11 protein-coding genes are annotated in these 12734 nt (G+C 68.0%); 3 read left to right on the forward strand and 8 right to left on the reverse strand.

Going from position 1 to position 12734, the window contains the following annotated elements; all coding sequences use genetic code 11:
- Positions 1 to 4: 4 nt before the first annotated feature.
- Positions 5 to 1420: a type VI secretion system-associated FHA domain protein TagH gene (gene tagH / locus BX604_RS18695; RefSeq protein WP_098552098.1), complete on the forward strand. Its 1416-nt coding sequence runs from the start codon at positions 5 to 7 to the stop codon at positions 1418 to 1420.
- Between the two features lie 129 nt (positions 1421 to 1549).
- Here tagH and BX604_RS18700 read toward each other — a convergent pair whose 3' ends face one another.
- The 8 genes from BX604_RS18700 to BX604_RS18735 form a co-directional block, all read right to left on the reverse strand.
- Positions 1550 to 2995: an NAD-dependent succinate-semialdehyde dehydrogenase gene (locus BX604_RS18700; protein ID WP_098552099.1), complete on the reverse strand. Its 1446-nt coding sequence runs from the start codon at positions 2993 to 2995 to the stop codon at positions 1550 to 1552.
- A gap of 311 nt (positions 2996 to 3306) precedes the next feature.
- Positions 3307 to 4626, reverse strand: a complete 1320-nt coding sequence (locus BX604_RS18705; RefSeq protein WP_098552100.1) for a c-type cytochrome — start codon at positions 4624 to 4626, stop codon at positions 3307 to 3309.
- A 17-nt stretch (positions 4627 to 4643) separates the two neighbouring features.
- Positions 4644 to 6863: a xanthine dehydrogenase family protein molybdopterin-binding subunit gene (locus BX604_RS18710; protein ID WP_098552101.1), complete on the reverse strand. Its 2220-nt coding sequence runs from the start codon at positions 6861 to 6863 to the stop codon at positions 4644 to 4646.
- An 84-nt stretch (positions 6864 to 6947) separates the two neighbouring features.
- Positions 6948 to 7403: a (2Fe-2S)-binding protein gene (locus BX604_RS18715; protein ID WP_098552102.1), complete on the reverse strand. Its 456-nt coding sequence runs from the start codon at positions 7401 to 7403 to the stop codon at positions 6948 to 6950.
- A 131-nt stretch (positions 7404 to 7534) separates the two neighbouring features.
- On the reverse strand, positions 7535 to 7834 hold the full coding sequence (locus BX604_RS18720; RefSeq protein ID WP_098552103.1) for a putative quinol monooxygenase: 300 nt from the start codon (positions 7832 to 7834) through the stop codon (positions 7535 to 7537).
- A gap of 102 nt (positions 7835 to 7936) precedes the next feature.
- Positions 7937 to 8980: an NADP-dependent oxidoreductase gene (locus BX604_RS18725; RefSeq protein ID WP_098552104.1), complete on the reverse strand. Its 1044-nt coding sequence runs from the start codon at positions 8978 to 8980 to the stop codon at positions 7937 to 7939.
- A 200-nt stretch (positions 8981 to 9180) separates the two neighbouring features.
- Positions 9181 to 9801, reverse strand: a complete 621-nt coding sequence (locus BX604_RS18730; RefSeq protein ID WP_098552105.1) for a TetR/AcrR family transcriptional regulator — start codon at positions 9799 to 9801, stop codon at positions 9181 to 9183.
- 123 nt (positions 9802 to 9924) lie between these two features.
- Positions 9925 to 10935, reverse strand: coding sequence for a DNA-binding protein (locus tag BX604_RS18735; RefSeq protein WP_098552106.1), 1011 nt, complete (start codon positions 10933 to 10935; stop codon positions 9925 to 9927).
- A 408-nt stretch (positions 10936 to 11343) separates the two neighbouring features.
- Here BX604_RS18735 and BX604_RS18740 point away from each other — a divergent pair, with 408 nt between their 5' ends.
- Complete coding sequence (locus BX604_RS18740; RefSeq protein ID WP_098552107.1) at positions 11344 to 12081, forward strand: COG4705 family protein; 738 nt, start codon at positions 11344 to 11346, stop codon at positions 12079 to 12081.
- Positions 12082 to 12138: 57 nt separating this feature from the next.
- On the forward strand, positions 12139 to 12519 hold the full coding sequence (locus BX604_RS18745) for a histidine kinase (protein WP_098552108.1): 381 nt from the start codon (positions 12139 to 12141) through the stop codon (positions 12517 to 12519).
- Positions 12520 to 12734: the final 215 nt, after the last annotated feature.

Below are 12734 nucleotides of genomic sequence, written 5' to 3' on the forward strand. Positions count from 1 at the left end.
TGACATGCAACTGATCGTGATCGAACATGCCGGCGAGCCGGTCGAAAGCGACTCCTACGACGCCGTCGTGTTCCACCCGCCCGGCGGCACCATCGGCCGGGCGACCGACAATCATCTCGTGTTGCGCGACGACACCCGGCAGATTTCCCGGCTGCAGGCGTTGCTGCAGGTCGGCGACGATGCGTGCCTGCTGAAGAACCTGAGCAGCGTGTCGACGATCGAGGTGAACCGCGAGCCGGTCGGCTATGCGCAGGAGCGCGCGCTCAATACCGGCGACATCATCCGGATCGGGCCGTACGTGTTGAGAGCCGAGCGCGACGACGGTCACATGGCGCCGGTCGTCGACATGCCCGCCGCGTCCGGTGCGAACGGCGACCCGCGGAGCGCGGCACCGGAGACGGCCGCGCGCGTGCCTGGCGAGAAAGGCGCCGGCAACCGGCTGTGGGGCCTGCTGCAGGAACGCCTCGTCCCGCGCGGCAAGGCGATTGACGCCGACACCCGGGCCGGCACCGCCCCCCGCGATGCGGCGCAGCCGGCAAACCGCGCCGCGCAAGCCGCGGCGGCGGCGCCATCGCAGCGCGACCTGAATCAGTTGTCGATCGACCCGCTCGACCTGTTCACGCAGTCGTCGTCCGATATCGGCGCATCGGATTCGGCGTCATCGGCCAAACGCGACCATGCAGGGCGCGACGCATCGTCCGCGACGCAGGCCGACCACGCGCCCGAGTGGACGCAGCACGTGCGCGTGCAACCGGCCGCAGCTCACGCCGAGCCGCGGCCGGTCGACGAGCCGCCGCCGCAGGCAACCCGCGTGCCGACGCCCGATGAATTGCTGAACGCATTCTTCGAAGGCGCCGGACTCGATACGGCCGCCGAATCGCATCAATGGTCGGCCGAGCAGCTGTACATCGCGGGGCAGTTGCTCGCGCTGTTCGCCAACGGCACGGTCGAGCTGCTGTCGTCGCGCAGCATCCTGAAGCGGGAGGTGAAGGCGCACATGACGATGCTGCTCGACCGCGAGAACAATCCGCTGAAGCTGCTGCCGGACGGCGGCGCCGTGCTGCGTCAGATGTTCGGCCTGCCGCTGCCTGGCTTCATGTCGCCGCAGAGCGCCGTCAGCGATGCGTTCCAGGATCTGCATGCGCACCAGATCGGCATGGTCGCGGGCATGCGCGCCGCGCTGATGGACTTGCTGACGCGCTTTTCGCCGCAACGGCTGCGCGAGCGCGACGATGCGATGCGCTGGTACGAGAAGCGCGTGCCCGCGCTGTACAAGGCGAGGATGTGGGATCGCTACGCGGCGACCCATCGCGACACGGTGTTCGCGATCGAAGACGATTTCGCGTCGGTGTTCGGCAAGGCGTTTCTGGCGGCCTACGACGCGGAAGTGGAGAGCTATCGCGGCAGCAGCCGGCATTGAGCGGCGGGGGCTGGCCGTGCCGATCCGGAACACGGCAGAAAAAACAAGGCCGGGCAGAACGCCCGGCCTCCAGCAACGCTACGTACGCGCCGCGCGCATTGCGCGGTGCGCACATGGGTCGAACGATCGTCAGACCGCCATCACCGTCACCGACTTCGTCACGAGGTACGGCTCCAGCGCTTCCGGCCCGCCTTCCGACCCGTAGCCCGAATCCTTCACGCCGCCGAACGGCATTTCCGGCCACGGCGTCGCGGGCTGGTTGATCCACAGCATCCCGACTTCGAGGCGCTGCGTGAGCAGGTGCACGTTCGCGAACGAACGCGTGAACGCATAGCCGGCCAGCCCGAACGGCAGACGATTCGCTTCGGCGATCGCATCCTCGAGCTTGTCGAAGCCGCGGATCGCCGCGACCGGGCCGAACGGCTCGTTGTTGAACACATCCGCTTCGAGCGGCACGTTCGCGATCACGGTCGGTGCGAAGAAGTTGCCTTCCGAGCCGACTCGCTCGCCGCCGGTCTCGATGCTCGCGCCAACCTTGCGCGCGTTCTCCACGACCGACGCCATCGCGGTCAGGCGGCGCGGGTTCGCCAGTGCGCCGAGCGTCGTGCCTTCCTCGAGACCGTTACCGACCTTCAGCCCCTGTGCGTGCTGGACCAGCGCGCGCGTGAATTCGTCGCGGATGCTGTTGTGCACGAGGAAACGCGTCGGCGAAATGCAGACCTGGCCCGCGTTGCGGAACTTCGCGCCACCGGCGGCCTTCACCGCCAGCGCGACGTCCGCATCCTCGGCGACGATCACCGGGGCGTGGCCGCCCAGCTCCATCGTCGCGCGCTTCATGTGCTGACCGGCGAGCGCGGCGAGCTGCTTGCCAACCGGCGTCGAGCCCGTGAACGTCACCTTGCGGATCACCGGATGCGGAATCAGGTACGACGAAATTTCAGCCGGGTCGCCGTACACGAGACCGATCACGCCAGCCGGCACGCCCGCGTCGACGAACGCGCGCAGCAGCGCGGCCGGCGACGCCGGGGTTTCTTCCGGCGCCTTCACGAGGAACGAACAGCCCGTCGCCAGCGCGGCGCTCAGCTTGCGCACCACCTGGTTGACCGGGAAATTCCACGGCGTGAACGCCGCGACCGGGCCGACCGGCTCCTTCACGACGGTCTGCTGCGCGCCGAGATTGCGCGGCGGCACGATCCGGCCGTACACGCGGCGGCCTTCGTCCGCGAACCACTCGATGATGTCGGCGGCCGACAGCACTTCGACACGGGCTTCCGTCAGCGGCTTGCCCTGTTCCTGCGTCATCAGTTGGGCGATCACGTCGGCGCGCTCGCGCACCAGGGCGGCCGCCTTGCGCATCGTCGCCGCGCGCTCGTGCGCCGGCACCTTGCGCCATGCTTCGAAACCGCGCTGTGCAGCAGCCAGCGCGCGATCGAGATCGGCGATGCCCGCGTGGGCCACCTTGCCGATCGCCTTGCCCGTCGCCGGATTCACGACGTCGATCGTCTTGCCGCTCGCGGCGTCGACCCACTCGCCGTCGATCAACAGTTGCGTATCGGTATAAGTCACGTTAGCCATCCAGACACCTTTGCTTTGCGTAGTTGAAAAAGCGTGCCGCCGCAAACAAACGCCGGCATGCCGGTTATCGGGACCGTCGCCAGGCATGACACAACCGGCGACAGTCGGTGCGGGCGCGACCGCCCGCCCTTTGGTTTCCTACTCGCGCATGGCCTTGCCGCAGGCAATGCGCCGCGCCATGCGAAGCCGGCGCCGGGCAACTGCGGGCCCGACATCGTCGCTGAACCCGCCGCGGCCGTCCAGGTTGCGACAGGCCCGCGACTTTAAAATTCAGGCCAACGCTTATCGGGCCATCCCGCGCAGGGCCGCACTTAACGCGCGGTCGCCGTCGCCTTGCGGAGCTTCGCGACGTCCGCCGCCTGCACGGCCGGCGCGCCGTTGTTCCAGCCGGCGCGCATGAACGTCAGCACGTCGGCGATCTGCCGGTCGTTCAATTCGTTCGCGAACGCCGGCATCGGGTACGCGGACGGCACGCCACCTATCACGAGCGACTCGCTGCCGTTCAGCGTCACGTTGATCAGTGACGCCGCGTCGGCCTCGAGCACGTTCGGATTGCCGGCAATCGGCGCGAGCAGCGGCGCGTAGCCGCGACCGTCCGCGCCATGACAATGCAGGCAGTAAGCGTTATACACCTTTGCGCCGGAATCGTTCGCCGGCCGGAGCAGCGCGGCCTGCGTCGCCTTCGGATCATAACGGTAAGGCGGCGCGCCCGTGCCGCCCGCCGCCGGCAACGATTTCAGATACCGGGAAATCGCCGCCAGGTCGTCGTCGGTCAACGCCTGCGTGCTGTGATTGATCACGCTGACCATCGAGCCGAACGCCGTTGCATGCTGGTTCGCGCCGGTCTTCAGGAACTGCGCGACCTCCGCGTCGCTCCAGCGGCCGAGCCCCGTATTGTGCTCGCCGGTCAGGTTCGACGCGAACCAGTTGTCGATCGGCGCGCCCGACAGGAACGCCGCGCCGCCTTCGTCGAGCGCCTTCTCCTGGAAGCCGACGCCGCGCGGCGTGTGGCACGACCCGCAATGGCCGAGCCCCTGCACCAGATAGGCGCCGCGGTTCCACATCGCGTCCCTGGCCGGCTTGTCGGCGTACGGCGTCGTGTCGAGGAACACCACGTTCCACAGCGCGAGCGGCCAGCGCATGTTCAGCGGCCACGGGATGTCGGACGGCCGGTTCGCCTGCTTCACCGGTTCGACGCCGTGCATGAAGTACGCATACAGCGCCTTCACGTCGTCGTCGCGCAGCTTCGCGTACGACGGATAAGGCATCGCCGGATACAGATGATGGCCGTCCTTCGCGACGCCCGCGCGCAGCGCGCCCGCGAACTCGGCTTCCGTATAGCCGCCGATGCCCGTGTCCGGGTCGGGCGTGATGTTGGTCGTGTAGATCGCGCCCATCGGCGTGACCATCTTCAGGCCGCCGGCGAACGGCACGCCGCGCGGCGCGGTGTGGCACGCGACGCAATCGCCCGCTTTCGCGAGATACGCGCCGCGCGCGACGAGCGCGCTGTCGGCCGGCACCGTTTGCGCGGCGTGCGCCACCGTGCCGGCCGTCAACGCGGACAGCGCCAGCAGCGATGCGCCGAGCGCATGCACGACGCCATTCAGGCGGTTCAGGGTGAGGTTTCGCATGGTTCGTGCCCCTCCCCTCAAGCCGTCTTCAACTGGCTGCCGACCGGCAGCTTGCGCAGCCGCTTGCCGGTTGCCGCGAAGATCGCGTTCGACAATGCCGCCGCCGTCGCGGCCGTGCCCGGTTCGCCGATCCCGCCCGGCGCCTCGCCGCTCTTCACGAGATGGACCTCGATCGGCGGCGTCTCGTTGATGCGCATCATCCGGTAGTCGGTGAAGTTGCTCTGCACGACGCGGCCGTCCTCGATCGTGATCTCGCCATACAGCGCGCCCGTGATCCCGAAGATGATGCCGCCCTGCACCTGCGCCTCGATCGTGCTCGGATTCACGAACATCCCGCAGTCGACCGCACACACGGCACGCTTGACCTGCACTTCGCCGTCTTCCACCGCGACGTCGATGACGATCGAGAAGAAGCTGCCGAACGCATGCATCACCGAAACACCGCGTCCTTGGCCCTTCGGCAGCGGCGTGCCCCAGCCGGCCGCCTTCGTCGCGACGTCGAGCACGTTGCGCGCACGCGGCGTCTTGTCGAGCAGCGCCCGGCGATACTGGACGGGGTCGGTCTTGGCCTGCGCAGCCAGCTCGTCGATGAAGCTCTCGACGACGAACGTGCCGCGCGTCGGCCCGACGCCGCGCCAGAACGCGGTCGGCACGTGGCGCGGCTCCTGGCGCACGTAGTCGACGAGCTGGTTCGGCAGGTCGTACGGCAGCTCGGCCGCCACCTCGACCGCATCGGGGTCGACGCCGTTCTGGAATGCCGGCGGCGCAAAACGCGCCATGATCGACGAACCGACGATCCGGTGCTGCCACGCGATCGGCTTGCCGTTCGCGTCGAGGCCCGCCGAGATCCTGTCGTAGTAGCACGGCCGGTACATGTCGTGCTGGACGTCTTCCTCGCGCGTCCACACGACCTTCACGGGCGCGTCGACCTGCTTGCCGATCTTCACCGCCTGCGCAACCATGTCCGTCTCGAGACGACGGCCGAAACCGCCGCCGAGCAAGTGGTTGTGCACGACGATCCGCTCCGGCGACAGGCCCGTGAGCCGCTGCACGGTATCGCGCACACGGGTCGGCACCTGCGTGCCGAGCCAGACCTCGCAGCCGTCGCCGCGCACGTGCACCGTGCAGTTCACCGGTTCCATCGTCGCGTGCGCGAGCAACGGCTGTTCGTAGACGGCATCGACACGCGTCTTCGCGTTCGCGAAGGCCTTGCCGACGTCGCCGTCCTTGCGAGCGACTGCGCCCTTGCCGTTCGCCGCCGCCTGCGCGAGATCCGCGAACAGATCCTTCGTCGACACCTTCGCGTCCGCGCCCTCGTTCCACTTCACGACGAGCGCGGATGCGCCGCGCTTCGCGGCCCACGTGTGATCGCCGACCACCGCGACCGCGTTGTCGACGCGCACGACCTGACGCACGCCGGGAATCTTCCTCGCGGCCGTGTCGTCGACGCTCGCGACCGTGCCGCCGAACACCGGGCTGTTCACGATCACCGCGTACAGCATGCCGGGCAGGCGCACGTCGAGCCCGAACTGCGCGGTGCCGTCGACCTTCTCCGGCGAATCGAGCCGCTTCACGGGCTGGCCGATCAGCTTGAAATCCTCGGGCTTCTTCAGCGCGACGTCCTTCGGCACCGGCAGCTTCGCGGCGGTGTCCGCGAGCTGGCCGTACGATGCGCGCCGGCCGCTCGGCGGGTGCTGCACTTCGCCGTTTTCCGCCCGACAGGTGGCCGGATCGACATGCCATTGCTTCGCCGCCGCCGCAACCAGCAGCGTGCGCGCGGTCGCGCCCGCGCGGCGCAGCGGTTCCCACGCGTAACGCACCGACGTCGAGCCGCCCGTCAACTGGCCGCCGAGCAGCGGATCGAGGAACAGCTTCTCGTTGGGCGGCGCATGGTCGAGCGTCACGCTCGACAACGGCACTTCGAGTTCCTCGGCGATCAGCATCGGCAGCGCGGTGTAGACGCCCTGGCCCATTTCCACCTTCGGCATCACCAGCGTGACCTTGCCGCTGCGGTCGATCTGCACGAACGCGTTCGGCGCGAATACGCCGGCGCGCGCGCTTTCGTCGGCATCGCCGCCGATCACCGAGCGCCGCGCGTCGTCGCCGGCTGCCGGCATGCTGAAGCCGAGCAGCAACCCGCCGCCCGCGGCCGTGCCGAGCGATACGCCGAACCTGAGGAACGCACGGCGCGACACGCCCGCGCCGGCCCGACCGGCTTCGATCAGTCCTTGTGACATGTCAGCCTCCGCAGTGCAGCCTCAACGACGCTGACCGCCCCCTCGGGGCGGAGCGAACAAAGCGAGCGTGGGGATCGTTTCATCTCACGCTCCCTTCGCGGCATGCTTGACCGCCGCGCGAATCCGGTTGTACGTGCCGCAGCGGCAGATGTTGCCGGCCATCGCCGCGTCGATGTCGGCGTCGCTCGGGCTCGGGTTCGATGCAATCAGCGCGGTGGCCGCCATCACCTGCCCCGACTGGCAGTAGCCGCACTGGACGACGTCGAGTTCGCGCCAGGCCTCCTGCACTTTCTGGCCGGCCGGCGTCGCGCCGACGGCCTCGATCGTCGTGATCTTGCGGCCCGCGACGGCCGCGACCGGCAGCACGCACGCGCGCGCGGCGACGCCGTCGAGATGCACGGTGCACGCGCCGCATTGCGCGATCCCGCAGCCGAATTTCGTGCCGGTCAGGCCGACGACGTCGCGCAGGACCCACAGCAGGGGCATGTCGTCGGGGGCGTCGACCGTGCGGTTTTCGCCGTTGATGTTGAGGGTGACCATTCAGCCTCCGGGGCCGGTGTATTGGGGAAGCGGCGCGGCCGGCGCGCCGTGGGTTCATCGCCGCCGCGCATGGCGCGGCGGCTGTCGCGCGGCCCGGGTGGGGGCGAGCCGCGTCGATGGTTCAGCGTCGGTTATTCGGCCGCGTCGATGCCCGACAGCACCTTGATGACCGGCGGCGCCGCGAACCAGTCGGCCGACTTGATGCGGAACGCGGTGAAGTACGGGCTGGCGAGGTGGGTGTCGAAGGCAGCCTGGTCGTCGTAGATCTCGAACAGGTGCAGCGCCGGCGAGCCATCCTGTTCGCGGAACAGGTCGTAGCGGCGGTTGCCGGGTTCGGCGCGGGACGCCGCGACCATGCTGCGCAATTCAGCCTCGACGGCCTGTGCATGTTCGGGTTTCGGGAACACCGAGGCCATCACGTAAAGCGCCATGTTTACACTCCTTTTCGAAACGGAAATGCTGCGGAAATGCAGAAATGCCGCCGCCGGCTCGCGCCCTGTGACGCGGGCAGGCGGCCGGTCGGATGATGTGCGTCAGGCGAGCTCGTCCGGGCCCACACGCACGACGACCTTGCCGAAATTCTTGCTGGCGAGCAAGCCGATCAGCGCATTCGGCGCATCGGCCAGATCGGGGATCACGTCCTCGAGCGCCTTCACCTTGCCCTGCGCGACCCACTCGCTCATCTCTTTCAGGAACGGCGCATAACCGGTCGCATAGTGATCGAGAATGATGAAACCCTGCATCCGGATGCGCTTGCGCAGGATCGTCGCCATCAGCAGCGGCAGGCGATCGGGGCCGGCCGGCGGCGCGGTGTCGTTGTAATGCGCGATCAGCCCGCACACCGGCACGCGCGCATGATCGTTGAGCAGCGGCCACACCGCGTCGAACACGGCGCCGCCGACGTTCTCGAAATAGACGTCGATGCCGTTCGGGCACGCTTCCTTCAGCTTCGCCGCGAATGCCGGATCGCGGTGATCGATGCACGCGTCGAAGCCGAGCGAGTCCTTCACGTACGCGACCTTGTCGGCGCCGCCCGCGACGCCGATCACGCGGCAGCCCTTCAGTTTCGCGATCTGGCCGACCACCGCGCCCACCGCGCCGCTCGCAGCGGCGACGACCACGGTTTCGCCGGCCTTCGGCTCGCCGATCTTCAACAGCCCGGTGTACGCGGTGAACCCCGGCATGCCGAGCACGCCGAGCGCATGAGACGGATGCGCGAAATCGCGGCCGAGCGGAATGAGGTCGCGGCCGTCGGACAGCGAATAGTCCTGCCAGCCGCCGCCCGCCACGACCAGATCGCCTTCGCGATACGCAGGCAGGTTCGACGACACCACGCGGCTGACCGTGCCGCCGACCATCACGTCGCCGAGCTCGACCGGCGGCGCATACGACGGCGCATCGCTCATCCGGCCGCGCATGTACGGATCGAGCGACAGCCAGACCGTGCGCAACAGCACCTGGCCTGCGCCGGGCGCCGGCACGTCACCGGTTTCGGTGCGGAAATCGTTCGTGGTGGGTGCGCCGACCGGGCGCGCGTTCAGGATGATGCTGCGGTTTGCTGCCTTGCTTTGCGGCATGGGAACCTCCGTCAACAGGAATGGACGTGCAATGGGCACGATCGGATCAACGTTGGACAACCGTGATGCAAATGCCTGCGGCGGTGCCGGCGAATCGCCCGGCGCAGCCGCAGGCATGCGGGTCAAGCAGTCAGACCTGATCTGAGTAGACCAGTCGTCTAGTGTTGCGGGCAAAAAAGGCGCGCCAACGCGCGCCCGGGTTACGACTGTGCTTCGTCATCCGCGACGGGCGGCAGATTCAGCATCCGTCGCGTTTCGCGCATCGCGCGTTCGAGCGGTTTGCGGTTGCGGTGAATCTTCTCCAGCAGCGTGGCGCCGAGCCACAGCTCGTAAAGGATCGCGGCCGTATGCGCCGGATCGTCGACGCCGCCCAGCGAGCCGTCGGCCAGCCCGGCCTCGATCCCGCCCGCGAGCCGCTCGATGATCTGGCCGGTGCCGCGCCGCAGGACCGCACGCATCGCTTCCGACAGATCCGACACTTCCGCGCCGAGCTTCACCGCGAGGCACTTGCCTTCAGGGTCGTCCGCGCACTGCGTGTGCAGCCAGTTGCCCCAGTACGTCATCAGGCGCTGCGCGCCCGTGCCGGCCTGATGCTTGAGCAGGTTGTCGAGATGCTCGAGATAGCCTTCGAAATACGATTCGAGCAGCGCTTCGCCGAACGCCTCTTTCGAGCCGAAGTAATGATAGAACGAGCCCTTCGGGATGCCCGCCGCAGCGAGAATCTCGTTCAGACCGACCGCCGAAAACCCCTTGTGGAGCATGATCGGCTTCGCGATATTCAGGATGTGCTGGCGGACTTCCGCGCCTGAAGATGCATTCATGATGGCGTATCTTAGCAACGATTAGACCGGTCGTCTAGTAACGTCGAGCCGGCAGATTGAGCGGCACTTTACCCGAATCGCGCAGCAGCGCGGACGCGTTGTCGCCGCACCGTGGCGCGCGCGTCACGCGGGTTTGGGCAGACGCTTCCTGGCGACCGGCTTCGCGGCGCGCAGGCCGCCGCCGGCCGGTCGGCCCGGCGCCCTGCGCGCGAGCCCGCGCGACGCGCGTTCGGCGCGCAGCGTGTCGAGCTCGCCGACATAGGCGGCATTGGCTGCGCGTGCGCCGTCGAGCTGACCTTCGAGCACGCCGCAGCGATGCTGCGCGTCGGCCAGTTGCGCCTGCAGTACCGCGAGATCCTTGCTGTGCTGCGTATCGCGCTGCTCCGCACGCGCGGCGGTGGCGTCGAGCGCCTTTTGCAACCGCGAGGCCGCAAGCCGCTCGCGGTCGATCTCCTGAAGCGCCCGCTTTTCCGATGCGCGCAAGCGCTCTTCCGCCCGGCCCGCATCGTCGCGCAGCCGGTCGAGTTGCGCCGTGAAATCGGCGCGCGCTTGCGCCAGCGCGTGATCGGCGTCCGCGTTGTCGGCCGTCAGCCGCTCGACGTCCGCTTGCAGCGCGCGGCGCGATGCTTCGTCGGCCGCCCTCGCCTGCTCGAGCACCTGAATCCGCACCTGCGCCGCCAGCAACGCGGCCGTGCGCTGTTCCAGCGCGGTTTCGGTGCGGGACAGTTCGACCTGCAAACCGGCGACTTCCGCCTTCGCGGCGATGCGCTCGGCCTCGACTTCCGCACGCAGTGCGTCGAGCGCCGCAGCCGCATCGGCGCTGGAACGACTCCACAGCGCGGCGATCAGCTCGCCGGCGACGGCCTGCAGGTCGGCCGGCAAATCCGGATGCTCGATGCGAACGCGGCTCTTTTCCCGCAGCTCGGCCCAAAACTCGCCGAGAACAGCGGTCGGCGTACTCATGCTGCCTTTGCGCACGAGCTGATACAGGCGGTTCGCGGTGGGCGTGATCCCGAAGCGGAAGAACATCAATGCGCAGACCTCGCGGTACAACTCGCGGGTTTTCGGGAAATCGGCCTTGAGGCGGTCGATTTCGGCGATCAGGCGGGATTCGTCGGCGGCGAGGTCGGACATGGTCGAGCTACGTTGGGGATTTCGTAAATAATATAACGTAAACCGTTAAATATCCAATTATTCGATCTCTGAGTTTTGACATTATTTCTATAATGTTGAGATTCTTAAGACGAGTGTCGTTATTTCCGAATGTCGCTCGCCGCCTCGCTGTTCCCGTCGGCATCCTGCGTCTCCTCGCCCCGGCTGCCCTCAGGCATTCCCGAAGCGCCCCTCCCGGTCATCCCCCGCCATCCGCCGCGTCCGGATCACCCCAGAATCGCGCGTCCCCCGATAAGCATCCGTTAAGAATCCAGCCCGCATAGTGGCGCCCAGTCCTCGACCGAGGCCTTCGACCCGCGCCGCCCCGGATGACGGCGCCTCTTCAAGGAGCGATCCGTGAATCCGCGCCCGCCCGCCGTATCGACATCCATGCTGAACAAGGTGCCCGCCGTCACCGCCATCTTCTGGATCATCAAGATCCTGTCGACGACCGTCGGCGAAACCGGCGCCGACTATCTCGCCGTGCGCGCCGGCCTCGGCGTGCCGGTCACCGACGCGTTGATGGCATCGCTGCTCGTCATCGCGCTCGTACTGCAGTTCCGCGCGAAAGCCTGCGTGCCGTGGCTGTACTGGCTCAACGTGGTGCTGGTCAGCATCGTCGGCACGCAGATCACCGACGCGCTGACCGACGGGCTCGGCGTCAGCCTGTACGCAAGCACCGCGTGCTTCGCCGTCGCGCTCGCGGCGCTGTTCGCGCTCTGGTATCGCAGCGAGCACACGTTGTCGATCGAGACCATCGTCACGACGCGCCGCGAAGGGTTCTACTGGGCCGCGATCCTGTTGACGTTCGCGCTCGGTACGGCCGCCGGCGATCTCGCCACCGAAGCGCTCGGCCTCGGATTCCGGCTCGGCATCGTGTCGTTCGGCGCGGCGATCGCGCTGGTGGCCGTCGCGATGCGCATGGGCGCGAATCGCGTGCTCGCATTCTGGCTCGCCTACATCCTCACGCGCCCGCTCGGCGCGTCGCTCGGCGATTTCCTGTCCCAGGCGCGCGAATACGGCGGCCTCGGGCTCGGCACCGCGACGACGAGCGCGGCGTTCCTGACGTCGATCGTGCTGCTGGTCGCGTGCACGATGCTCGCCAACCGGCAAGCAAGCGTTCGATGACCGACGTATTGCGTTACCCCGTTGTCCACCTCCGTCCGACTACTCAAAGGAAATGACATGCGCACCCGAAAGCTGCTGCTCGTCGCCGTCGTCACCGCACTCGCCGCAGGCCCCGCTGCGACGATCTTCATCCCGTCCGTCTATGCGGCAACCGCCGCAACCGCCGCGAAGCTCGGCGACCTGTCCGCGTTCCGCAGCATCGTGACGGACACCCGGAAGCTCGTCGACGCAGGCAACCTGGCCGGCGCGAAAACGCGCATCAAGGATCTCGAAACGAAATGGGATGACGCGGAGCCGTCGCTGAAGCCGCGTTCGGCCGCCGACTGGCACGTGATCGACAAGGCGATCGACCGCGCACTCGCCGCGCTGCGCGCCGACAAGCCCGACGCCGCGACATGCCGTCAATCGCTGGACGATCTGCTCGCGCTGTTGAAATGAACGACGCGACAACGGGTGCCCGGTCGAGCCGGGCGTCCGTTGTCGGTGCATGCGCGCACGGGGAATGCCGCGCTCGGTGCGTTCCGGCGCGCTGCGACCGGGATGCCACGTGACGGCACTGTCACGTTCGCGCAATCAGCGGTATCGAGGCGCGATCTCGATCGATCGCAGCGTCGCCGCCGATCCGGCGATCCCGCCGCTGTCACGTACCTGCA

It is taken from the genome of Burkholderia sp. JKS000303, assembly GCF_002563755.1.
Classification (GTDB): Bacteria; Pseudomonadota; Gammaproteobacteria; order Burkholderiales; family Burkholderiaceae; genus Burkholderia; species Burkholderia anthina_B.